The organism is Janthinobacterium rivuli (assembly GCF_029690045.1).
Classification (GTDB): Bacteria; Pseudomonadota; Gammaproteobacteria; order Burkholderiales; family Burkholderiaceae_D; genus Janthinobacterium; species Janthinobacterium rivuli.
In genome coordinates this window covers 4,983,315-5,007,332 of sequence record NZ_CP121464.1, presented here as the reverse complement: position 1 = coordinate 5,007,332, position 24,018 = coordinate 4,983,315, and the positions used below count along the sequence as shown (strand labels likewise).

18 protein-coding genes are annotated in these 24,018 nt (G+C 60.0%); 10 read left to right on the top strand and 8 right to left on the bottom strand.

The genetic code is table 11. The features are described from left to right. The first annotated feature begins 101 nt into the window (after window positions 1–101). The 6 genes from P9875_RS22695 to P9875_RS22670 all read left to right on the top strand — a co-directional run bounded on the left by P9875_RS22695 (window position 102) and on the right by P9875_RS22670 (window position 12,264). Entirely contained in the window at window positions 102–1,712 is a 1,611-nt protein-coding gene (locus P9875_RS22695; protein WP_278316668.1) for a ShlB/FhaC/HecB family hemolysin secretion/activation protein, read from the top strand. A 16-nt stretch (window positions 1,713–1,728) separates the two neighbouring features. Then, entirely contained in the window at window positions 1,729–7,839 is a 6,111-nt protein-coding gene (locus P9875_RS22690; RefSeq protein WP_278316667.1) for a YDG domain-containing protein, read from the top strand. Then, window positions 7,808–8,563, top strand: coding sequence for a FecR family protein (locus tag P9875_RS22685; RefSeq protein ID WP_255206285.1), 756 nt, complete (start codon window positions 7,808–7,810; stop codon window positions 8,561–8,563). The genes P9875_RS22690 and P9875_RS22685 overlap by 32 nt, the downstream gene beginning before the upstream one ends. A gap of 103 nt (window positions 8,564–8,666) precedes the next feature. Then, complete coding sequence (locus P9875_RS22680) at window positions 8,667–11,099, top strand: heavy metal translocating P-type ATPase (RefSeq protein ID WP_278316666.1); 2,433 nt, start codon at window positions 8,667–8,669, stop codon at window positions 11,097–11,099. 1 nt (window position 11,100) lies between these two features. Next, window positions 11,101–11,520, top strand: coding sequence for a Cu(I)-responsive transcriptional regulator (gene cueR, locus P9875_RS22675; protein ID WP_035821007.1), 420 nt, complete (start codon window positions 11,101–11,103; stop codon window positions 11,518–11,520). Between the two features lie 21 nt (window positions 11,521–11,541). Further along, a complete protein-coding gene (locus tag P9875_RS22670) occupies window positions 11,542–12,264 on the top strand; it encodes a glutathione S-transferase (protein ID WP_278316665.1) in 723 nt (240 codons plus the stop codon). A gap of 55 nt (window positions 12,265–12,319) precedes the next feature. Here the strand turns inward: P9875_RS22670 and P9875_RS22665 are convergent, their stop codons facing one another. The 4 genes from P9875_RS22665 to P9875_RS22650 form a co-directional block, all read right to left on the bottom strand. After that, on the bottom strand, window positions 12,320–12,520 hold the full coding sequence (locus P9875_RS22665) for a heavy-metal-associated domain-containing protein (protein ID WP_278316664.1): 201 nt from the start codon (window positions 12,518–12,520) through the stop codon (window positions 12,320–12,322). Between the two features lie 65 nt (window positions 12,521–12,585). Beyond that, window positions 12,586–13,527: a bestrophin family protein gene (locus P9875_RS22660; protein WP_176389569.1), complete on the bottom strand. Its 942-nt coding sequence runs from the start codon at window positions 13,525–13,527 to the stop codon at window positions 12,586–12,588. A 261-nt stretch (window positions 13,528–13,788) separates the two neighbouring features. Continuing rightward, window positions 13,789–14,253, bottom strand: a complete 465-nt coding sequence (gene yidD / locus P9875_RS22655) for a membrane protein insertion efficiency factor YidD (RefSeq protein ID WP_217916806.1) — start codon at window positions 14,251–14,253, stop codon at window positions 13,789–13,791. A gap of 21 nt (window positions 14,254–14,274) precedes the next feature. Then, complete coding sequence (locus P9875_RS22650) at window positions 14,275–14,907, bottom strand: site-2 protease family protein (protein WP_158300254.1); 633 nt, start codon at window positions 14,905–14,907, stop codon at window positions 14,275–14,277. A gap of 160 nt (window positions 14,908–15,067) precedes the next feature. On the opposite strand from P9875_RS22650, the gene P9875_RS22645 reads away from it, so the two are divergent. The 4 genes from P9875_RS22645 (at window position 15,068) to P9875_RS22630 (ending at window position 19,149) form a co-directional block, all read left to right on the top strand. After that, window positions 15,068–15,448, top strand: a complete 381-nt coding sequence (locus P9875_RS22645) for a hypothetical protein (RefSeq protein ID WP_278316663.1) — start codon at window positions 15,068–15,070, stop codon at window positions 15,446–15,448. A gap of 220 nt (window positions 15,449–15,668) precedes the next feature. After that, entirely contained in the window at window positions 15,669–16,685 is a 1,017-nt protein-coding gene (locus tag P9875_RS22640) for a PoNe immunity protein domain-containing protein (protein WP_225242075.1), read from the top strand. 212 nt (window positions 16,686–16,897) lie between these two features. Beyond that, entirely contained in the window at window positions 16,898–17,914 is a 1,017-nt protein-coding gene (locus P9875_RS22635; protein ID WP_278316662.1) for a PoNe immunity protein domain-containing protein, read from the top strand. A gap of 212 nt (window positions 17,915–18,126) precedes the next feature. Next, a complete protein-coding gene (locus P9875_RS22630) occupies window positions 18,127–19,149 on the top strand; it encodes a PoNe immunity protein domain-containing protein (protein ID WP_278316661.1) in 1,023 nt (340 codons plus the stop codon). 195 nt (window positions 19,150–19,344) lie between these two features. Here P9875_RS22630 and P9875_RS22625 read toward each other — a convergent pair whose 3' ends face one another. The 4 genes from P9875_RS22625 to P9875_RS22610 form a co-directional block, all read right to left on the bottom strand. Continuing rightward, window positions 19,345–21,156 (bottom strand): PhoH family protein, encoded by a 1,812-nt coding sequence (locus P9875_RS22625; RefSeq protein WP_278316660.1) that lies wholly within the window; start codon window positions 21,154–21,156, stop codon window positions 19,345–19,347. A gap of 289 nt (window positions 21,157–21,445) precedes the next feature. Next, window positions 21,446–21,868: a peroxiredoxin gene (locus tag P9875_RS22620; RefSeq protein ID WP_230491980.1), complete on the bottom strand. Its 423-nt coding sequence runs from the start codon at window positions 21,866–21,868 to the stop codon at window positions 21,446–21,448. Between the two features lie 122 nt (window positions 21,869–21,990). Beyond that, window positions 21,991–22,950 (bottom strand): polysaccharide deacetylase family protein, encoded by a 960-nt coding sequence (locus P9875_RS22615; RefSeq protein WP_278316659.1) that lies wholly within the window; start codon window positions 22,948–22,950, stop codon window positions 21,991–21,993. After that, the gene (locus P9875_RS22610; RefSeq protein ID WP_070290550.1) at window positions 22,950–24,002 is read right to left on the bottom strand and encodes a bifunctional UDP-4-keto-pentose/UDP-xylose synthase; all 1,053 of its coding nucleotides are present in this window, start codon (window positions 24,000–24,002) and stop codon (window positions 22,950–22,952) included. Before P9875_RS22610 ends, P9875_RS22615 begins: the two co-directional genes overlap by 1 nt. Window positions 24,003–24,018: the final 16 nt, after the last annotated feature.

Below are 24,018 nucleotides of genomic sequence, written 5' to 3'. Positions count from 1 at the left end.
CTGGAAACTAAAAGCCGTCTAAAATTTGTCTTCAATCCATTGCCGGACATGCAGGCGCCTGCGGGCCGCGCGCTTGTCCGGTTACACAAGAAATCCTTCACATGACATATCGTTTGGTGCACCTGCTTGCGGGTTCCGCGCTGCTGTTCGCCGTCGGCGCCGCCGGCGCTGCCGTTTCCGTGGATGAGGCCGTCCCTGCCGCGCAGGACGACGGCGTGCCGCGCTTCGAGATCCTCCGCTTCGACGTCCAGGGCAATACCCTGCTCACCTCCGCGCAGGTGGACGCTCTGCTGGCGCCCTTTACAGGAGCGCAGCGCGATTTTTCCGATATCGCCCGCGCCGTCGAGGCGCTGGAAGCGGCTTATCGCGAGCGCGGTTACAGCGCCGTGCAGGTGCAATTGCCCGAACAGGAACTGGAGCGGGGCGTGGTGCGCCTGAGCGTGCTGCAAACGCCGCTGGGCAAGCTCGCCATCAGCGGCAATGCCTGGGCCGACGAGGCCAACGTGCGGCGCGCCTTGCCGTCCCTGCGCGAAGGCGAGACGCCGAACGTGCCGGCCCTGTCGCAAAGCCTGAAGCTGGCCAATGAAAACCCCGCGCGCAAGATCGAAGTGCGCCTGCAGGCCGACGAGCCGGCCGGCGCCATCGACGCCATCGTCACGGTGGCCGATGAAAAGCCGTGGAAAGCCATGCTCAATGTGGACAATACGGGCAATGCGCAAACGGGCAAGACGCACGTGGGCGTGGTGCTGCAGCATGCCAACCTGTTCGGCCGCGATCACGTGGCCAGCCTGCAATACACGAGCAGCCTGGAAAAGCCGGACAAGGTGGGCGTGTATGGCGCTGGCTACCATTTGCCGCTGTATGCGCTGGGCGACTCGATGGATTTTTTCGCCAGCTATTCGAACGTCGATTCGGGCAGCGTCTCGGCCGGCATTGTCGACCTGGCCGTCAGCGGCCAGGGCAGCATGGCCGGCATCCGCTACAACCAGAACTTTGCCCGCAGCGGCGATTTCGAACCCAAGCTCGTGTACGGCGTCGACTACAAGGCCTACCGCAACAGCGTGCAGCTGTTCGGCATGGAGCTGGGCGCCGACGTCACCGTGCACCCGCTCAGCGTCAGCTACATCGGCAACTGGACCTTGCCCACGGGCGAGACCAGCGTGGCGGTCACCTTCGCGCATAACATTCCCGGTGGCAAGCACGGCGCGCAAGCTGATTTCGACCGGGTGCGCGCACACGCCAAGGCCGCCTACAACACCTTGCGCCTGAGCGCCAGCACGGGGCGCGTGCTGGCCAGCGACTGGCAATGGCGCGCGCTCGTCAACGCGCAAGTCACGCCGGATGCGCTGGTGCCTGGCGAACAGTTCGGCGCCGGCGGCGCTTCGTCCGTACGCGGTTTTGCCGAGCGCGAGGTATCGAACGATTCGGGCGCCAACCTGAACCTGGAATGGTACACGCCGAACTGGTGCGGCCAGGCGCTCGGCTACCAATGCCGCGCGCTGGCTTTCTATGACACGGCATGGCTGCGCCGCAACCATGGGTTGCCCGGCGAAAGCGCGTCGCAGGCCATCGGCAGCGCCGGGCTCGGCCTGCGTTTGCTGCTGAGCCGGTACGCCAATTTGCAACTCGATTACGCCCATGTCGTCAATGGCGGCGACACGGGACAGCGCGATGCCAACCGCCTGCATTTCCGCCTCGCCTTGGCCTACTAGTATCAGGATGAACACCATGCACAACCACGTTCAACACGCCTCCGTTTTCATCCTGACACCACCGTTTGCACCACCCTTGCGCCGCACGGCGCTGGCGCTGCTGCTGGCCGGCTGCTTCGGCGCGGCGCAGGCCAACCCCGCTTTGCCGCAGGTGGTCAACGGACAGGCGACGTTCAACCAGCAGGGCAACATCTTCTCGATCACGAATACGCCCAACACCATCATCAACTGGCAGAGCTTTTCCATCCATGCGGGCGAAATCACGCGCTTCATCCAGCAAAACGGCAATAGCGCCGTACTCAACCGCATCACGGGACAAGACCCCAGCAAGATCCTGGGCAGCCTGGAATCGAACGGCAAGGTCTTCCTGATCAACCCGAACGGCATCGTCTTCGGCCAGGGAGCGAAAGTGGACGTGAACGGGCTGGTGGCTTCCAGCCTGGGCATGACGAACGAGGATTTCCTGGCCGGCAAGCGCCAGTTCACGGCCGGCGGCGTGGCCGGCGGCGTCGGCAATGCTGGCACCATCAACGCGGGCAAGGGCGGGCAAGTGCTCCTGATCGCGCCGAACGTGGAAAACACGGGCATCATCACGGCGCCGAACGGTGAAGTGATCCTGGCGGCAGGGCGCAGCGTGCAGCTGGCCGACCCCGGCAATCCGCAATTGCGCGTGCTCGTTTCGGCGCCGACCGACCAGGCGCTGAACCTGGGCCAGATCATCGCCCAGGGCGGCAGCATCGGCATGGCCGGCGCACTGGTCAGCCAGCGCGGCGTGCTCAACGCCAACAGCGCCGTCGTCGGCGAGAACGGCAGGATCGTTCTGAAGGCCAGCGGCAAGGCGCTGCTCGAAGCGGGCAGCGTCACCAGCGCCACGGGCGCGGCTGGCACGGGCGGCCAGATTCACGTGCTGGGCGAGCAGGTGGGTTTACTGGGCAATGCGAAGGTCGATGCCAGCGGCGCGGCGGGCGGCGGCACGGTCTTGCTGGGCGGCGACTACCAGGGCAAGAACGCGGCCGTGCAGAATGCACGCCAGGTGCTCGTCGGCAAGGACTCCAGCGTCAATGCCGATGCGATTGTCAGCGGCAACGGTGGCAAGGTCATCGCCTGGGGCAATGAATCGGCCCAGGTGCACGGCAGCATTTCCGCGCGCGGCGGCGCCCAGGGCGGCGACGGTGGCTTCGTGGAAACCTCGGGCCACTACCTGGCCGTCGACGGCATCCGGGTCGATACCAGCGCGGCGCGCGGCAAGCGCGGCAACTGGCTGCTCGATCCTTACGATATCACCGTGATCGCCGGTTCGGACGGCCAACTGGGCGACGTCGACCAGTTCGCCGATGCGCCATCGACTGGCAACGCCAGCATCGGCGCCGACCTCATTTCTGGCGCCAGCAGCAACGTCACCTTGCAGGCAACGCATCGCATCAATTTCAACAGCGCCATCAATATCATGCAGCAAGGCGTGGGCCTGACGGCGCAGGCGGGCGAAACGATCAATGTCAACGCATCCATCAGCACCAATGGCGGAGCCGTCAGATTGTTGGCCAATGATGCCAGCAGCGGCAGCGTTGGCGCCGTTGGCTCGCATGTGAATCTGGCCGCACCGATCACCAGCAATGGCGGTAGCGTTTATCTGTCCGGCGCTGGCGTGAGTGGCGCCGGCGTGGTCAATGTCGGCAGCGGCCATCTGAGCCTGATCAGCAATTTCCAGGGCGGTGCTATCGACCTGACCGGTAGCGGAGATCAGTTGCAGGGCAGCGGCATTGCCGGCCAGACGGTGATCCTGCAGGCAGACAATATCGGCATTAACGGCACGCTCAACTTCGGCGGCACGGCCGGCGGCGCGAACGTGATCATCAAACCTTTGAGCAGTGCGCGCAGCATCGACCTGGGCACCAAATCGGGTGCGGCCCTGAGTTTGAACGCGGTTGAACTGGCCGGCATCTCGGCCGCGTCGCTGACCATCGGCGACGGCACGAACACGGGCGGCATGCGGATATCGGATGCGCTCGCGAGAACCGGCGATCTGCACCTCAATTCAGGTTCCGCCATCACGGCCTCGGGCGCCGTGACGGTGGACGGCAGCTTTGTGCTCGACGGCGGAAGCTGGGTGCAAAACGCGGCCGTCCTGCCAGGGTTCAGCGCCAGAAGCTTTGCCATCGGCAGCGGCGCCAGCTTCCTGCGCGCGGTCGGCGGCGACGGCGGCGCGTCCTCACCCTATCTGATCGCCGATATCCATGGCTTGCAAGGCATCGGCAGCCTTGGCTTCGGCAACAGCTATCGCCTGGCCGGCAATATCGACGCCGGCGGCACCGCGAACTGGAACGATGGCCAGGGTTTTGTGCCGATCGCCGGCAGCGGCGGCGGTTTTTCCGGTGTGTTCGATGGCGGCGGATTTACTCTCAGCAATTTGAAAATCGACCGCAGTGGACGGTCCGGTTCGGCGGCAGGCCTGTTTGGCACCGTCCAGGGCGGCACCTTGCGCAACCTGACCCTGAGCGGCGGCAGCGTCACCGGCACGGCCAATGTGGGCGCGCTGGCGGGCGAGGTCGTCAGCGGCATCATCGACGGCGTGAACAGCAGCACTTCCGTCAGCGGCCAGCGCAATGTCGGCGGCCTGGTGGGCAGCAACGGCGGCGCCATCACCATGTCCAGCAGCAGTGGCGCCGTCACCGGCGTCAATGCCGATGGCGGCGGCGCCATCGGCGGCCTGGCGGGATGGAATGCATCCAGCGCCAGCATCACGACCTCGTACGCCACCGGCGTGGTGACGGGCGCGCGCGAGATGATCGGCGGCCTGGTCGGCAACAATCAGGGCGCGCTGAGCCAGTCTTATGCCACCGGCAATGTCACTGGCGCGCGCAGCATCGGCGGCCTGGTGGGCCTGAACGGCGGCAGCATCGATGATGCGTATGCCAGCGGCGCCGTGGGCCGGGCCGGCGTTGCCGATCCCATCCTGGCCTGGGAAAACATGGGCGGCCTGGTCGGTGAAAGCACGGGCAGCGTCAGCCATGTCTTCAGCAGCGGCGCCGTGACTGGCAACGGCTATGCGGCCGTGGGCGCGGTAGTCGGCCGCGTGTCCTCCGGTTCCCCGTTCAGCTATGGTTTTTTCAATTATGAAACGTCGCTGGTGCAGACCGATCCAGGCGGCTCCAGCGGCCGCAGCACGGTGCAGATGCAGCAGCAGGGCAGCTTCAACGACTACAATTTCAGCAGCGTGTGGCGCATCTACGAAGGCTACACGACGCCGATGCTGAAGGCTTTCCTCAAGCCGCTGCAAGTGAATCTTTCTGGCAATGCCGCGGGCAAGGTCTACGATGGCCAGCTGGCCGCCTTCCTCGGCGCGATCGGCTATGTGGGATTGCTCGACGGCGACACTGGCGTGAATGGCAGTCTCGGTTTCGGCGGCAACGCGCGCAACGTGGGCAGCTATGCGGCGACGGGCCTGTGGTCGACCAAGTACGACATCACGATGGGCGGCACGACGACCTTCGCCATCACGCCGCGCGCGCTGACGGTGAGCATCGGCGGTAATGGCAAGATCTATGACGGCAACCTGGGCTACGACGGCGTCAATTTCGTGCTGGGCAATGTGGTGGCGGGCGACAACATCAGCATCAGCGGCAGCGCCGCCTTCCTCGACAAGAATGCGGGCGGCAGCAAGGCCGTGCACGCGAGCGGCCTGGCCCTGGGCGGCAATGAACTGGGCAACTACAGCCTGGCCGCGACGACGGCGGACGGCACGGCGGCCATCACGGCGCGCGTGCTGAACTATAGCGTCACGGGCGCGCAAAGCCGCGTCTACGACGGCACCGCGCAAGCTGGCCTGAACGGCTACTTCGAAGGCATGGTTTCGGGCGACCAGGTCGGCATGGCCGGCCTGCAGGGCAGCTTCCGCGACAAGCATGTCGGCACTGGCAAAACGGTTGATTACCAAGTGGCGACCGGCCACCTGACGGGCGCCGATGCGGGTAACTATGTTCTCAATGGAAATGCGGGCAGCACCACGGCCGACATCACGGCGCGCACCCTGACCGTGAGTTTTAATGGCGTCAACAAGACCTACGACGGCACGACGGGCGCGCAAGTGAACTTTGGCGACGACCGCATCCAGGGCGACGCCTTGACGGTGGCGGGCAATGCCGCGTTTGGCAACAAAAAAGCGGGTGTGGGCAAGGCAGTACATGTGACGAATGTGGTGCTGAGCGGCGACGACGCGGGCAACTACGTGCTCAATAGAAATGCGGGCAATACCACGGCCGATATCGGCGCGCGTGCGCTGAACCTGTCCGGCGTGGTCGGCAACAAGGTCTACGATGGCACGACGGGCGCGCAGCTGAGCCTGGGCGATGACCGTGTCGCCGGCGACAGTTTGGTGGCCTCGGCAGTGGCCAACTTTGCGGACAAGAACGTGGGCGTAGGCAAAGCCGTGCAGCTCGCTGGCGCGGCGCTGACGGGCGCCGATGCGGACAATTACTTTATCGTCCTGCCGACGGGCTTGCTGGCCAGCATTACGCCCGCCAGCCTGACCCTGGCTGGCCTGAGCGCCGCCGGCAAGGTGTATGACGGCAGCACGAATGCGGCAGTCAGCGCCACGGCGAGCGGCGTACTGGGCCAGGATGTGGTCAGTGTGGTTGGCGGCAGCGGCAGCTTTGCCGACAAGAATGCGGGTGCCGCAAAACTGGTGACGGCCAGCGGCTTCCGTCTGGCGGGCGCCGATGCGGGCAATTACACCCTGGAAACGACGGGCGGCACGGCGCAGGCATCGATTGCGCAAAAGCAATTGTCGACCTGGGTCGGCAGCGGCAGCGGCTTGTGGAGCGATGCGGCCAACTGGGACGGCGGCGTCGTGCCGGAGGGCGCGAACGTGCTGGCCGTCGACTTTAGCAACAGCAAGGGCATCGTCACGTACAGTGCGGCGGCCGGCAACACCGTCCTGAAAAACCTGAACTCGGCGACGGGCTTGCTGTTGACGGGCGGCAGCCTGACCCTCGGCGAGAATGCGCCGGACCGTTCCCTGCTGGGCAGCCTGGAAGTCAATGGCGGCAGCTTGCTGCTGAACGGCAGCCTGTCGGCGGATCGTTACGCGCAAGGCGGCGGCGTGCTGAGCGGCAACGGCAACTTGCTCGTCGCTAACAGTTTTAATCAGACGGCCGGCGCCATCCGGCTGGCGGGCCAGCTGGCCATCACGCAAGCGGCTGGCGATTTGCGCTTCGCCAGCCTGGCGGCGAATGATGTGATATTGAGCGCCCTGAACGGCGCCATCGGCCAGGATGGCGCCTTGCTCGCCGGCAGCGTCACTGCGCAAGCGCGCGATGGCATTGTGCTGGGCCATGCGGGTAACCAGCTAAGCAGTTTTACCGCAAGCAATAGCGCGGGGGGCGGGATTACGCTGAACAATACCTCGGCGCCGGGCACCCTGACCCTGGGAACGCTCACCACGGGCGCGGGCAATATCGCTATCGACAACACGGGCGGCGTCGCGGTTGGCAATATCAATGCGCATGGCGGCAACGTCAGCGTGACGGCGCACAGTCCCGTCACCGTCGTCGGCAAGATCGAAGGCAATGACATTGCGCTCGATGCCAGCACGGACGTGCTGCTGGGCGATGGCGCGCAACTGGCGGCGGCGCGCAATGTCAGCATGACGGCGGGGCGCGACATCAATGTCGGCGGCAATGCGCAGATCGCTGGCGGCGGCAATGTCAGCGCCAGCGCGGGCGCTAACGTACGCTTTGCGGACACGGCAAGTTTTACCTTGCCGGCAGCGGCCAGCATGAGCGTGCTGGCGAAAACGGGCAGCATCACGGGAGGCTCGGGCGTGCGCATCAACCGCCAGCGCAGCGGCGTGACCTTGCTGGCGCCGAATGGCACGGTGAGCATGGCGGACGCCATCTTCCTGCCAGCGACCACCATCGACAAGCCTGTGATCGACGCCGCCACGAGCGCGGCCATCGATGATGCCTTGCGCATCATCAAGCAAGCCGATCGTGCCAACGATACGCTCGTGTCCGCGCCGCAAGCCAAGCCGGACGACAAGAAGAAAGACAGCAAGGATGTTGCCGACGCCAAAGATAAACCCACAGGATACAAATTCGATGATGCCGCTAAAAAAATGTACTGCAATTAAGGCCTTGCTGTGGCTGGCCCTGACATGCGTGGGTGCGCACGCCTGGGCCGGACAGGTGGCCGGTACCGTCATGCAATTGAGTGGTCCGCTGATGGCCAAGAAGATGGACGGCAAGGTGAAAATCCTGGCCATCAAGTCCGAGGTCGAGCAGGGCGATACCTTGCTGACGGAAAAGGAGACTTATGCCTTGATCAAGCTGATCGACAATAGCGAAATCACGCTGAAGCCGAACACCAGTTTCGTGATCGAGCAATTCAGCTACACGGCCGAGCAGCCCGATGGCGACCATGCCATCTTCAGCTTGCTCAAGGGAGGCTTGCGCTCCGTCACGGGCCTGCTGGGCAAGCGCAACAAGGAGCGCTTCGAGATGAAGACGCCGGCCGCCACCATTGGCATCCGCGGCACGACGTTTATTGCCAGCTATGTCGCTCCTTCGGCAATGCCGTTGCCAACGGCGGCGCCATCGGCAGGACCAGGCCTGGCTCCGGGCCTGTATGTGCACGTGCTTGACGGCCTGATTCAGGTGAGCAATCCGGCTGGCGCGCAAAGCTTTGCTCCGGGCCAGTTTGGCTTTACACCCAACTTCAGGCAGCCGCCTGTGTTGTTGCCCGTCAATCCAGGCCTGCCGTTCACGCTGCCGCCGGCCTTTTTGCCATCGCCCTCAAGCGGCGGCGCCCCTGCCGGCGGCACCAAGGCGGCCGCCATCGACTGCGTGGTGCGCTAAGTCTTCAAGCAAGCTCTGCACACCGTGCAAATAGGGCTTGACCTTCCCATCATGGGATAGCAGATCCTGACCCTATTCGTTAATCTTTCGTACAGGATCTGCCATGAACCAGAGTACACTCGCTCCCGCCAATTCCAGTCCGCCCCCTCCCGCCGCCGCGCATGCGCAGGCGCTGGCCATCGAAGGCATGACTTGTGGCTCGTGCGTGGGCCGCGTGGAAAAGGCCCTGGCCGCCGTGCCCGGCGTGACCCAGGCCAGCGTCAACCTGGCCACGGAAGTGGCCAAAATCACATCCGATACGCCGATTCCCCTGGCCACCTTGCAGGCGGCCGTGGAAAAGGCCGGCTACACGGTGGCGCAGCGCGAGATCGACCTGAATATCGCCGGCATGACGTGCGCCTCTTGCGTGGGCCGGGTGGAAAAAGCCTTGCTGAAAGTGCCAGGCGTGCTGGCGGCCAGCGTCAACCTGGCCACGGAAAGCGCGCGCATCAAGGTGACAGGCGGCCTGGAAGCGGGCACCCTGATCGCCGCCATCGACAAGGCCGGCTATGTAGCCAAACTGCCCGCCGCCAGCCAGTCCAGCGCGCCCGCTGCCGCACCGAACCGCGATGGCATGAAAGTGGCGTTCGCGGCCGTGCTGGCCTTCCCCTTGATGCTGCCGATGCTGCTCGAGTGGGCCGGCATCCATCTGATGCTGCCCGGCTGGCTGCAATTCGCGCTGGCGACACCCGTGCAGTTTTACTTTGGCGCGCGTTTCTACAAGGCCGGCTGGAAGGCGGCCCGCGCCGGCAGCGGCAATATGGACTTGCTGGTGGCGCTGGGCACGAGCGCCGCGTATGGCTTGTCCGTCTACCAATGGCTGACGGCGGGCGAAATGCTGCCGCACTTGTATTTCGAGGCGTCGGCCGTCGTCATCACCCTGGTGCTGCTGGGAAAATGGCTGGAAAGCCGCGCCAAGCGCCAAACGGCCTCGGCCATCCGCGCGCTGCAAGTCTTGCGTCCGGAATCAGCCCGCGTGCGCCGCGACGGCGTGGAGATCGATTTGCCCGTGGAACAGGTAAAAGTGGGCGACCTGGTGGTCATTCGTCCCGGCGAGCGGGTGGCCGTCGATGGCGTGGTGGTGGAAGGCGCCAGCCAGATCAATGAGTCCTTGATCACGGGCGAAAGCTTGCCGGTCGATAAGCATCCGGGCGACAAGGTCACGGGCGGCGCCATCAATGCCGACGGCTTGTTGCTGGTGCGCACGCAAGCCGTGGGCGGCGAGACGACCTTGTCGCGTATCATCCGTCTGGTGGAAGATGCGCAGGCGGCCAAGGCGCCGATCCAGCACCTGGTCGACAAGGTCAGCGCGATCTTCGTTCCCGTGGTGCTGGTGCTGGCGCTGCTGACCATGCTGGGCTGGTGGTTCGCCACTGGCGAGCTGGAGAACGCCATCATCAATGCCGTGGCCGTGCTCGTCATCGCCTGCCCCTGCGCGCTGGGCCTGGCCACGCCGACGGCCATCATGGCCGGCACGGGCGTGGCTGCCCGTTACGGCATTTTGATCAAGGATGCGGAAGCGCTGGAAGTGGCGCACGCCGTCAATACCGTCGTGTTCGACAAGACGGGCACCTTGACCATTGGCAAGCCTGCCCTGGCGGCCCTGCATGCGCACGGCATCGACGATGCCCGCCTGTTGCAACTGGCCGCCAGCATCCAGCGCGGCAGTGAGCACAGCCTGGCGACGGCCGTGCTCGATGCGGCTGGCGCGCGCCACATCGAGCCCTTGCCCGCGACGGCCCTGTCGGCCTTGCCGGGCCGCGGCCTGGCAGCACAGGTCGATGGCCTGGAGCTGAAACTGGGCAGCACGCGGCTGATGCAGGAGTTGCACGTGGACATGACGCCGTTGGCGGAGCAGGCCTTGTCGCTGGAAAACACGGGAAACACGATTTCGTGGCTGGCGTCGGGATCGGAACTGCTGGGCTTGTTCGCCTTTTCCGACCAGGTCAAGCCGAACGCGCAGGCGGCCATTGCCCACTTGCACAGCCTGGGCATCCAGACGGTGATGCTGACCGGGGACAACCAGGGCAGCGCGGACGCCGTCGGCAAGCTGCTGGGCATTGACACGGTGGCGGCGAAAATGCTGCCGGCCGATAAAACCGCTAAAATTGTCGCGCTGAAAGGCGAGGGCGCGAAGGTGGCCATGGTGGGCGACGGCATCAACGATGCGCCCGCGCTGGCGGCCGCCGACGTGGGCATCGCCATGTCGACGGGCACGGATGTGGCCATGCATGCGGCCGGCATCACCCTGATGCGCGGCGATCCGGCCCTGGTGGCGGACGCCATCGATATCTCGCGCCGCACCTACAGCAAGATACGGCAGAATCTGTTCTGGGCATTCATTTATAACCTGATCGGCATTCCCTTGGCCGCCTTCGGCCTGCTCAACCCCATGGTGGCGGGCGCGGCGATGGCCTTCAGTTCGGTCAGCGTGATCAGCAATGCCCTGTTGCTGCGCCGCTGGAAAGCCCGCAGCGCGCATACCAAGGAGTCATAGGATGAATATCGGCCAGGCGGCAAGCGAGACGGGCGTATCGGCAAAAATGATACGCTACTACGAGAGTATTTCATTGTTAAAACCCAGCGCGCGCAGCGACGCCGGTTACCGCATCTACACACCGAACGATTTGCATGCCCTGCGTTTCATCAAGCGCGGGCGGGGTTTGGGTTTTTCGCTGGAGCAGATCCGCGAGCTGCTGTCGCTGTGGCAAAACGACCAGCGCGCCAGCGCGGACGTGAAAGGCATCGCGCTGGCCCATGTCGCCGATTTGAATCAACGCATCGCCGAACTGACGGAAATGCGCGATACCCTGGCTCACCTGGCGCAATCGTGCCATGGCGACGACAAGCCCGATTGCCCCATCCTGCAAAGCCTGGGGCTGGCCGGTGACAAGGAAGCGAAAGCATGTTGCCCTTGATGTAAGTCAACGGAGGTGGATATGGCGTATGAACTGTACTATTGGCCCACGATACAGGGGCGTGGCGAATTCATCCGTCTGGCCCTGGAAGAGGCGGGCGCCGACTACCGCGACGTCGCCCGCTTGCCTGAGCGCAAGGGGCAAGGCGTTCCCGCGATGCTGGCCTGCCTCGATGGCGGCAGCACGCCACAGGCCGCCTACGCGCCGCCCGTGCTGCGCGATGGCGATGTGCTGATCGGCCAGACGACGAATATCCTGTTGTATCTGGGCCGGCGCCTGGGCCTCGCGCCACGCGCGGAAAGCGGCCGTTTGTGGCTGAACCAGCTGCAGCTGACGATGGCCGACTGGCTGACGGAAGTGCACGACACGCACCATCCGCTGTCGATGAATCAATATTACGAAGAGCAAAAACAGGCCGCCATGCTGCGCAGCGCGGATTTCCGCGCCACGCGCTTGCCCAAGTTTCTCGATTATTTCACGCAAGTGCTGCTGAACAGCCGCGGCCAGTATCTGGTGGGGGCCAGACTCACGTATGGCGACCTGTCGCTGTTCCAGATGCTGGCCGGCCTGCAGTATGCGTTTCCGCAAGCCATGGCGCGCCTGGCGCCCCAGTATCCCGCCTTGTTTGCGCTGCACGATATGGTGGCGGCGCGGCCGAACATTGCCCGCTACCTGAAGTCAAAGCGCAGGATACCCTTCAACGAGGAAGGCATTTTCCACCATTATCCCGAACTGGATGGATAAAAAACAGCCGGCGCAAGGGCCGGCTGTTCTGTGTGCGTGTCGCTTTGCGTGTTGTTTATTGCGCGCTGGTAACGGGAAATCCCGCCTCCACGATGGCCGCGCTGATGGCGCCCAGTTCGGCCGGTGATTCCACCGTGACGCGCTTGCTGGCCAGGTCGATCTGCACCTGGGCTTGCGGGTCGACGCCTTGCACCGCTTTCGTGACCGAGCCGACGCAATGGCCGCAGCTCATGTTTTCAACTTGTAACTGGTACATGGCAAGCACTCCTTGAATGGTTAAGTGTGTCCACTGTAAGCCTTACCCCAATGGTAAGGTCAAGCTTAGTGCAGCAGAAAATCGTCGGCTTGCATGGGCGGCGGCACGTTCTCGTCCTGCACGGATTCGCGCAAGCTGATTTCGATGGCGCGGCACATGGCCGACAGCGGCAGATCGTTGGCGTCTTCGCCGAACGGTTCCTCGATCTCGTCGCCCAGCGCATCGAGGCCAAAGAAGGTGTACGCGACGATGGCGACGACGAAGGGCGTCATGAAACCGAGCGAATCGACGAGGCCGAAAGGCAGCAGGAAGCAGTACAGGTAGGCCGTGCGGTGCAGCAGCAGCGAATACGAAAACGGAATCGGCGTGCTGCGGATGCGTTCGCACGAAGCGCCTGCGCCCACCATGGCCGAGACCGTATTATCGATCTGCGTGGCGAGGATGCTGTCGATGCGGCCTTGCCGGACGCAGTCGGCCAGGTCGTGGCCCATCTGCAGCATCAGGTAGTCGGACGGATTCGATGCCTTGCAGGCCGCGTCCCATTCGGCCGGACGCAGCAGCGGCTGCAAATCGGCCGGCCCGCGCGTGTCGCGCAGTTGGTGGCGCAGGGCGTGGCAAAAGGCGATGGTGCGGTAAATCATGCGCACGCGCACGTCTTCCAGGCCCAGCCTGGCGTGGGCCGGCGTGTCGCTGCGTATCATCGTCTGGCACTGGCGCGAGAAATTCCGGCTGCGCAAGACCAGTTCGCCCCACAGCTTGCGCGCTTCCCAGTAGCGGTCGTAGGCGGCCGTGTTGCGAAAGCCCAGGAAGATGGCCAGCGGCAAGCCGATCAGGGTGAACGGGATGGTCGTGAGGATCACCTTGTGGTCGAACAGGGTGCCGTGGCACCAGGTGACGAGGGTGGCGATCAGGGTATTGACGATCAGCGTGGTGCGGATGCGCGGCAGGACGGAACCGCGCACCACGAGGAACAAGCGCAGCGCCGAAGGACGCTCGCGCACGATCATGCGGTGCTCCCTGTGGGGAGCTGGGCTGGCGGGGAACGGCGCGCCCGGTGATCGTTAAAAGGGGTAAGACGGAGTGGCAATGGCCGGGAACAAAAAGCCCGCGAGGTATGCGGGCTGAGCAGGGTGTGCATGGGAAGCAGTGTAGGGGAGACGGCTTGAGTATAGGCCGCTGACCCGTTTCCAGCCAATTCACAGTGATAATGGGCATCATTCATTTCATGAATGAATATTTCATTTGTAATTTAAATTCGCGTCATCACCTCAATGACGATTGTCTTTTTTCTTGCGCTGTGGCCAGTCGCAGCACTCGAAGATATCAGCAGTATCACATGCCTTGTCCAGGCAGTTCATCGATGGCAGGTCACAGGGCACGTCGCAGTCGCAATACCCCGCCTGTGCCTGGCGGCGCGCGCTGCGCCGTACTTGCGGATGCAGCGCGAGGTGTTGGCGATGCCGTTCGCCGCAGGCGCGCAAGCGGCGTTGCAACAGGGGCAGGCCCGTGCGCAAGCCATGACGTTCAATCACCCGGTAGCCATAGGCGGAGCAGCTGTCGCGCCCCGTCAGCACGCGGTAGGCGCAGGAAAAACCTTTCCATGGCGACAGGTAGCGCTGGTAGGCGCGAATGGCCCACAGGGCCAGGCGTGTGCCGCAAGTGTCGAACGAGAAAATGCCAGCTCCTTTGCCGAGGGCGTCAAGACGGTGGTGCGAGCATACGACAAGTGCCAAAAAAATAATAGCGCCAGCGGCCTAGGCTGCCATGATTTTCCAGCCATACCAGCCGAATGCCGCCACCCACGCCAGCAAGATCGCCAGCCCCGGCAGCAGCAGCCACTTCACCGCCGCCTCTTCCCACGCCGCATACGGCTTGCCGCCGCGCATGATGGCCAGCAGCGCCTGCCCCCCGTTCAAACCGGCAAACGGCAGCAGGTTGAAGGCGCACAGTTTCAACGAGAACAGGGCGAACGCCAGTGCAAAGCCGTGCGTGCGCGCAAACGTTTCCCCATCACCCAGCAATGCCTGCGCCGTCGACAACGGCGCCAGCGCACCGTGGACGATCTGCCCGAAGGCAGCGACAAAGCGCTCCCAGCCCGACGCCCCCATGATGCCCAGCGACAAGGCCAGCAGCACCCCCACGCCGCTCAATGGCAGCAGCACCTGCTTCCACAGCGGCTGGAAGTTATAGGCGTCAAGACATGGATCGTCGTCATACAAGGTTTCCTCGCGCGTATCCTTCAGCACCACGTTGCCGGCCAGGGGCAGCAGCTTGACCTGGACCTTTCCCACGGCCAGCAGGGTAGGTCCCACGCCGTAGCTGATGCTGCGCACGGTAATGCCGAATGCGCGAGCGCACGCGGCCATGACGGAAATGTGGATGAGCATGAAGAGGGCGGCGCAGAGCAACAACGGGAGAATGGGATGCATTGCAGGAAAGTTGGGATGGTCAAAGCCTGGTATTAGAACATAGCGCCAGGAAAGCTCCTGCCCGGCAGCGCGCATGTCAATCGAATCACTCTTGCTAGAAAAATAATTCTGAGGTGTAATGTCTTTAGGAAAAAATGCATATTTAGTAATTTTCAGGCGCGAGACCGCCTATTGGGAGTCGCTGATGCTCGCTTCGCCGCTTACGGACTTCACGCAAGGCACCAGATTACTGCAATTGACCACGCCACAGGGCGAAAATCGCTTGCTTGCCGAATGCGTGCGCGGCGAAGAAGGACTCAGCCAGGGGGTTGCGTTTCAGATCGCGGCCCTGTCCACCGACGCCGCCATCTCGCTGCGCACGCTGATCGGTCAACCCGCCCTGCTGCAGTTGTTGACCGCCGCCAGCACCGACGACTGGCGCCCGTTTCACGGCCATGCGTTATTCGACGCGGACAGCGATGACGAACGCCATTTTTTAATCGTGCGCACGGTCCATTAGATGGATAACAACTTGAGCGCCGCCTTGCAGGCCAGCATCGCGTAGAAAATCAGGTACCGGCCGGCCTGCCATGGCGATCAGCAAAGAGCAGGACAGCGGCCAGCACGGCCTGGCGGCCATGGCGGGCGCCAACTGGGTTTGCATAATAAATCAAGGGGCTCTGAACATCACGTGCAAATAATTTTTGATTTGCCAAAAAGAATTATAAAAAAGGTAAAGAATGAATGCATTATTAAGTTCTGCTGACTTTTCGAAAAAAAAGAGGGAGAATTTGTTGTCCCATGATGTCTACGAAGAAAATTTTACAGGATTCATCACCTGTATTGAAAAATTGCGCAAGGCTTTTAGACAGTCAGATGAGAAATTAAGAAAAATCCCCTTATATAATTTCATGGTGGCTACTCAAGAGCAGGCATGGATTGTCGTTAATAATCTCGCAAATATGTACAGTGCTGGGCATAGTATAAATGAAATTAGATCACGCTACCCAGAGGCATTGGAGTGTTGGGAGCTATATGCGAGATATAATGAGGAATATGACAATAGTCGGAAAAATGAAAATGACCGTGGATTTCCTCATTTCGCATTGCCTGGAAAAGACTATAACAAAGTAAATAGAATGCTTTGTTTTGGAATTTTATTGGGTTGGGGTGGTTTGATTTCGAAGTTGATTCCAATTATAGATTTCAATAATCACGAAAAAGATGGGATGATTGAGAGGATATTAAGCTATTACTCCGAAAATCGATCTGTTTCCTTGAATGATTGCGTGCGGCATCTGCCATATTTTAAGACATTGAAAATTTTTTCAGCCGCGGAAAAAGATTGTCCAGCTTTGATGGCCGAGTATTTGGACGATTGGTACCACGCCAGCCGGCGCGAGCCATATTACGATGCGCATACGCGCGATATCTCGTTCTGGGGTTATTGGTCCTGGGAAGCCGCAGCCATCACTTTTTTGCTCGACATCGACGACAGCAGTTATGCCAGCGCGCAGTTCTATCCCAAGGACTTGGTCGATTTCGCAAGGCAGGCCAGAAAGGATTACGCGCCGGAAGGCAGCGCCCCGATGGCGCCCAAGGAACTGCGCGCCAAGGCCGGCGATCCCTGTCCCAAGGCAGGATTATGGCAGTCGCTCGATGTGGTGCCGGAACTGCGTCGTTATCAACAGAACGAGGAAATGGACAATCTGGGCTCGGTGTATGGACTGACCGTCTGGCGATTTACCGAACAATGACTTTGTGAGTAAGGACTTTTTTTTGAATCTTGTGCGACCATCTTCCATCGTACGTCATTGCAAAAATGCCAATATAGAATTTTATTGAACGAATATAAATGCCTGTCGATTCCCAATGCTTGGCCGTATTGATGTCGGAGATGGCAATAAATTGTGAAATTTCTTTGAATATTCACAAGGCGAAATTATAAATAATGGATTAAAAATGATCTATGAGAAAAATTATTGATATCGGAAATTTTACTCGGAAAAAGAGAGAGGAATTATTATCCTATGATATCTATAAGGAAAAGTGTGACGACATAGTTGAAACTTTTGATGTTGTGGGTGATGGCCTTAATAAAAATCAAGTTCATCTGAATAAGATTGAGCCTGTAAAGCTAATGGTCGCCACAAGAAGGCGATCTTGGGATGCAATAGATTTTCTCTCTGTTCAATATAGCGCCGGTATCGAAATTAAAAAAATAAGAAATTTTTATCCTGAGGTGCTGAGTTATTGGGAGTCCTACGCCAAGTATAACGAGATTTACGATTCTCGACAAATATCAGAAAGTGATAGAGGTTTTCCACATTTCGAATTGCCTGGTAATGATTTTGATCGTGTAAATAGGATGATGTGTTTTGGTATTTTATTGGGCTGGGATAATGCAATTCCACTTCTGGTGCCAATCATTGATTTTAATAATTACCAAAAAGATGGGATGCTGGAGCGGCTGCTCGGGTTCTTTGTCAGTAGCAGACCGGAACCTCCCGACTCTTGTTTGCGGCATCTGCCATATTTTAAGACATTGAAAATTTTTTCAGCAGCGGAAAAAGATCGTCCAGCTTTGATGGCCGAGTATTTGGACGATTGGTACCACGCCAGCCGGCGCGAGCCATATTACGATGCGCATACGCGCGATATCTCGTTCTGGGGTTATTGGTCCTGGGAAGCCGCAGCCATCACTTTTTTGCTCGACATCGACGACAGCAGTTATGCCAGCGCGCAGTTCTATCCCAAGGACCTGGTCGATTTCGCAAGACAGGCCAGAAAGGATTACGCGCCGGAAGGCAGCGACCCGATGGCGCCCAAGGAACTGCGCGCCAAGGCCGGCGATCCCTGCCCGAAGGCTGGATTATGGCAGTCGCTCGATGTGGTGCCGGAACTGCGTCGTTATCAACAGAACGAGGAAATGGACAATCTGGGCTCGGTGTATGGACTGACCGTCTGGCGATTTACCGAACAATGACTTTGTGAGTAAGGACTTTTTTTTGAATCTTGTGCGACCATCTTCCATCGTACGTCATTGCAAAAATGCCAATATAGAATTTTATTGAACGAATATAAATGCCTGTCGATTCCCAATGCTTGGCCGTATTGATGTCGGAGATGGCAATAAATTGTGAAATTTCTTTGAATATTCACAAGGCGAAATTATAAATAATGGATTAAAAATGATCTATGAGAAAAATTATTGATATCGGAAATTTTACTCGGAAAAAGAGAGAGGAATTATTATCCTATGATATCTATAAGGAAAAGTGTGACGACATAGTTGAAACTTTTGATGTTGTGGGTGATGGCCTTAATAAAAATCAAGTTCATCTGAATAAGATTGAGCCTGTAAAGCTAATGGTCGCCACAAGAAGGCGATCTTGGGATGCAATAGATTTTCTCTCTGTTCAATATAGCGCCGGTATCGAAATTAAAAAAATAAGAAATTTTTATCCTGAGGTGCTGGGTTATTGGGAATCCTACGCCAAGTATAACGAGATTTACGATTCTCGACAAATATCAGAAAGTGATAGAGGTTTTCCACATTTCGAATTACCTGGTAATGATTTTGATCGTGTAAATAGGATGATGTGTTTTGGTATTTTATTGGGCTGGGATAATGCAATTCCACTTCTGGTGCCAATCATTGATTTTAATAATTACCAAAAAGATGGGATGCTGGAGCGGATGCTCGGGTTCTTTGTCAGTAGCAGACCGGAACCTCCCGACTCTTGTTTGCGGCATCTGCCATATTTTAAGACATTGAAAATTTTTTCAGCAGCGGAAAAAGATCGTCCAGCTTTGATGGCCGAGTATTTGGACGATTGGTACCACGCCAGCCGGCGCGAGCCTTATTACAATGCGCATACGCGCGATATCTCGTTCTGGGGTTATTGGTCCTGGGAAGCCGCAGCCATCACTTTTTTGCTCGACATCGACGACAGCAGTTATGCCAGCGCGCAGTTCTATCCCAAGGACCTGGTCGATTTCGCAAGGCAGGCCAGAAAGGATTACGCGCCGGAAGGCAGCGCCCCGATCGCGCCCAACGAACTGCGCGCCAAGGCCGGCGATCCCTGTCCCAAGGCTGGATTATGGCAGTCGCTCGATGTGGTGCCGGAACTGCGTCGTTATCAACAGAACGAGGAAATGGACAATCTGGGCTCGTTGTATGGACTGACCGTCTGGCGACTTACTGAACATGAACAATGACTGCATTGCGTATCTATTTTCGAGTCTGAAAAAGCATCGCTTGAAATCCAGAATATAGTCCGCTGCACGGGACGCATGGCCCTGCGGGGCATCAGCCAAGCGCGGCACACGTAAAAAAGCCCCGGCCGCAATCGCTGCAGCCGGGGCTTTCGAATGACTGGGCAGCTTGCGCTGCCCGCTATAAGTTACAGCACGTTACAGCACTTCGCTGGCGTGATCGGCCAGGCGCGAACGCTCGCCGCGGGCCAGGGTGACGTGGCCGCTGTGGGTCCAGCCCTTGAAGCGGTCGACCACGTAGGTCAGGCCGCTCGAGCCTTCCGTCAGGTACGGCGTGTCGATCTGTGCGATGTTGCCCAGGCACAGGATCTTCGTGCCGGGACCGGCGCGCGTGACGAGGGTCTTGACTTGTTTCGGCGTCAAGTTCTGGGCTTCATCAATGATGAGGAACTTGTTCACAAACGTGCGGCCGCGCATGAAGTTGAGCGACTTGATCTTGATGCGCGAGCGGATCAGGTCTTGCGTTGCCGCACGGCCCCATTCGCCGCCATCGGAGTCGGACTTGTTCAGCACTTCCAGGTTGTCGTCGAAGGCGCCCATCCATGGCGACATCTTTTCTTCTTCCGTGCCTGGCAGGAAACCGATGTCTTCGCCCACCGGCACCGTCACGCGGGTGACGATGATTTCATTGTAGAGCTTGGTTTCCAGCACTTGCGCCAGGCCGGCGGCCAGGGCCAGCAGGGTCTTGCCGGTACCGGCCTGGCCCAGCAGGGTGACGAAGTCGCATTCCGGATTCATCAGCAAGTTCAGCGCGAAGTTCTGCTCGCGGTTGCGCGCCGTCACGCCCCACACATTGTTCTTCGTGTGGCTGAAGTCGCGCAGGGTTTGCAGCACGGCCGTCTTGCCGTTGATCTGTTTTACCTGGCCGTAGAATGGCGTTTCGCCGTTTTTCGGTTCCAGGTAGATGAACTGGTTGACCAGCAAGGATGGGATGAACGGACCCGTCACGCGGTAGAACGTCGAGCTGTAGCCGTTCTTGCTTTCCTGCCAGGATTCCATGTCCTTGCCGTGCTTGTTCCAGAAGTCGTCCGGCAATTGCACGATGCCCGAGTACAGCAAGTCCGTGTCTTCCAGCACATGGTCGTTGAAGTAGTCTTCGGCCGGCAAGCCCAGGGCGCGCGCCTTGATGCGCATGTTGATGTCTTTCGACACCAGCACGACGGGGCGGCCTTCCTGCTCTGCTTCCAGCGAGCGCACGACGGCCAGGATCTGGTTGTCGGCCTTGCCCACTGGCAAGCCAGCCGGCAGGTCGGCGCTTTGCAGACGCGTCTGGAAGAACAGACGGCCCTTGGCGTCCTTGTTGCCCAGCTTGGACAGCAGGATGCCGTGTTCGATGGCGTCGTCGTCCGTGTTGCTGATCAGGGCGTCCAGGGTGCGCGAAACTTGGCGTGCATTGCGCGCCACTTCCGTCATGCCCTTTTTATGGTTGTCCAGCTCTTCCAGGGTCATCATCGGCAGGTACACATCGTGTTCCTCGAAGCGGAACAGCGACGATGGATCGTGCATCAGCACGTTCGTGTCGAGCACGAACAGCTTGCTGATGCCGCGCTGGTCGGCGGCGCGGCTGGCCGATGACTTGAGCTGCACTTCCACAGGCTTGTGCTTGGCCGGATGTGGCTGCTCTGCCTGCTTGATGGGCTTGATCGGCGTGACCTTGCCTTTTGCCGCCGGCTTGGCTTTCGCCGCAGGCGCGGCAACGGCTGCAGGCGCGGCCGCAACCGGCGCAGGTGCAGGCGCCGGCTTGGCGACCATCAGGGCCGCCACTTGCTTGATCTTCGTGGCCGCATTGCGGACCGGCTTGGCAACTTCGGCGATCGCCGCTTCAATGATCGGTGCAGCCACTTTCTTGGCTGCCGGGGTTTTGGTGGCCGGGCGCGCTGCGCCTGCGGTTGGGTAATCTTGGGTGGCCAGGATGGTGGCTGGCTTGCTCGGTAATTTTGGCAGTGGCATCAGGATCTCAATCAAAAAATTTCTGGAATGAATCGCCCATGGGCAGCCAGCTTCTGGCGGCACTTCTCATGGGGTGGATGCGGGGGAATAACAATGCTACAGGACGAGTAACTGCCGGAAGGCCGGCAGCATGGCCGGTCATGGATGCCATCGGCGGGCTGCAGGCCCGCCTGGCGGAGTGGATGGAGGCGCTTCGTTGACTCAAAATGGCGATAGGTAGCGTGAACTGAACTGCGGTTGAACCAGGCTTGCTGGAAGCCGACAACGCGCATTGGATCAAAATGAACGATCAATTCAGATGCGCTACGAATTCCAGCACTTCTTCCACGTGAGTTGCGACCTTCACGCCTCTCCATTCTTTCACCAATCGGCCCTGGGCGTCAATCACAAACGTACTGCGCTCGACGCCGCGTACGGTCTTGCCGTACATCTGTTTCATCTTCATGACGTTAAACAGCAGGCAAACGGCTTCGTCCGGGTCGGAAATGAGCTCGAACGGCAGTTCCAGCTTGGCTTTGAAACTTTCGTGCGAGCGCAGGGAATCGCGGCTGATGCCGTAGATTTCCACGCCGGCGGCGACGAATTGCGGATAGGCATCACGGAAAGCAATATTTTCCGTGGTGCAACCAGGAGTGTTGTCCTTCGGATAGAAAAACAGCACCGTGGCCTTGGCCGGGCGGCCCAGTAACTGAAAAGTCTTGCCGCTGGTCATGGCGGCGCTAAAGTCGGGTATGCTAACGAGGGATTGGCTATCAGCCACAGGTTCTCTCCTGAACGGTCATCATCAGCGCTGTTTTTAACCTGGCAACGCATCCAGGTGCAACAATACAGCATTCAGGCCGCTTTGCCCTGCACAATCAGGCGTCCCGAACGGCCTGGCAACTCATCCCAGGTGACGGGACAAACGGGCAAGTCCGTATTTTTTATCTTTTCATAATAATCGCCCATCGCCGCGAACTGGTAGCCCTGGGCTTTCCAGCCAGCCAGCAGTTGTTCGAAAATGGGGGCGAGTTTCTGACCTTCAAGTTCCGCGTGCAAGGTATATACGTGATCGCGCGGGTTGTCCGCCGTCAGCGACAATATATGTGCGGCAACATTGCCAGTTGTAATCAATTTGCCGTCGATTTCGCAGCCCAGCAGTTCGTCGAGCGTCGGCAGGGTGGTGGGCAATTGCACGCATTGCAGGATGGTGTTGCCATTGCGCACGCGGTGCGGGCCATTGCCCGGATGCACCATGGCGCCGCGCGCGTCGAGCATGGCGCGGCCATCGGAGGCAAAGCGGTAGCCGGCCGTGTCGTGTTCGACAAAGGCGCTGACATTCATTTGCCAGCCGGCCGCGCCGTGCGTATGCGGCGCTACGCCAAACACCTGTTCATAGCGGTTGGCGGCCTTGCGCATCATGTTGATGGTCCAGGCGGCGTTGCGCCTGGCCACGTTGTCTTGCCACAGGGTGTGATCCCAGGTGTGGATGCCGCACTCGAAACCGGCATCGCGCACGGCGCGCAATTGCGCCGCGCATTGCTTGCCGATATCGGGTCCCGGCAGCAAGGTGCCGTACATCAATGTTTTCAAGCCGTAGTGCTCGACCACCGACGTGCGCGACACCTTGCTGAAAAAGCCGGGACGCAAGGCGCGCCGCAGGGCCCAGCCCGTGTGGTCGGGCCCCAGCGAGAACAGAAAGGTGGCCTTGGCCTGGTGCGCGGCCAGCATGCGCACCAGATTGCCCATGCCTTCACGGGTGCCGCGATAGGTATCGACGTCGATTTTCAGGGTCAGGAACGGCTTGCTCAACATTAATCCATCAAGGCTTTGGCTTGGGCTACCTGGCTGCGGTAGGCGTCGAAAATATTGCGCAGGGAATCGGCCATGGTGGTGGTCGGCGCCCAGCCCAGCTCTTCGCAGGTGTTCGTGATTTTCGGCACGCGGTTCTGCACGTCCTGGTAGCCGGCGCCGTAGTAGGCACCCGAAGTCGTTTCCACGATTTTCACGTGTTTCGCGCCTTCGGCGTATTCCGGGTACTCGGCGGCCAGGGTCAGCATCATGCCGGCCAGGTCGCGGATCGAGTAGTTATTGGTCGGATTGCCAATGTTGTAGATCTTGCCGCTGGCGATGCCGTTCTTGTTGGCAATGATGCGGATCAATGCATCGATGCCGTCGTCGATGTAGGTGAACGCGCGTTTCTGCGCGCCGCCGTCGACCAGCGAGATGTTCTCGCCGCGCACGATGTGGCCAAAGAATTGCGTCACGACGCGCGAGGAACCTTCTTTCGGCGTGTGGATCGAGTCCAGGCCCGCGCCGATCCAGTTGAATGGACGGAACAGGGTGAAGTTCAAGCCTTCCATGCCGTAGCCCCAGATCACGCGGTCCATCAGCTGTTTGGCGTTCGAATAGATCCAGCGCGGCTTGTTGATCGGGCCGCAGATCAGTTCCGAGTTTTCCGGGTCGAATTCCTCGTCATGGCACATGCCATACACTTCCGAGGTCGACGGGAAGACCAGGTGCTTGCCGTACTTGGCGGCCGAGCGGACGATAGGCAGGTTGGCTTCGAAGTCCAGTTCGAAGACGCGCAGCGGCTGCTTGACGTAGGTCGATGGCGTGGCGATGGCGACCAGGGGCAGGATCACGTCGCATTTCTTGACGTGGTACTCGACCCATTCCTTGTTGATCGTGATGTCGCCTTCGAAGAAGTGCATGCGCGACTTGTAGTTGTCATCTTCCAGCAATTCCGTGATGCGGTCCGTGTTCATGTCCATGCCGTAGACATGCCAGTCGGTGGTTTCCAGGATACGCTTGGACAGGTGGTGGCCGATGAAGCCGTTGACGCCTAAGATGAGGACTTTTTTCATGTGAGATTCTCTTGAG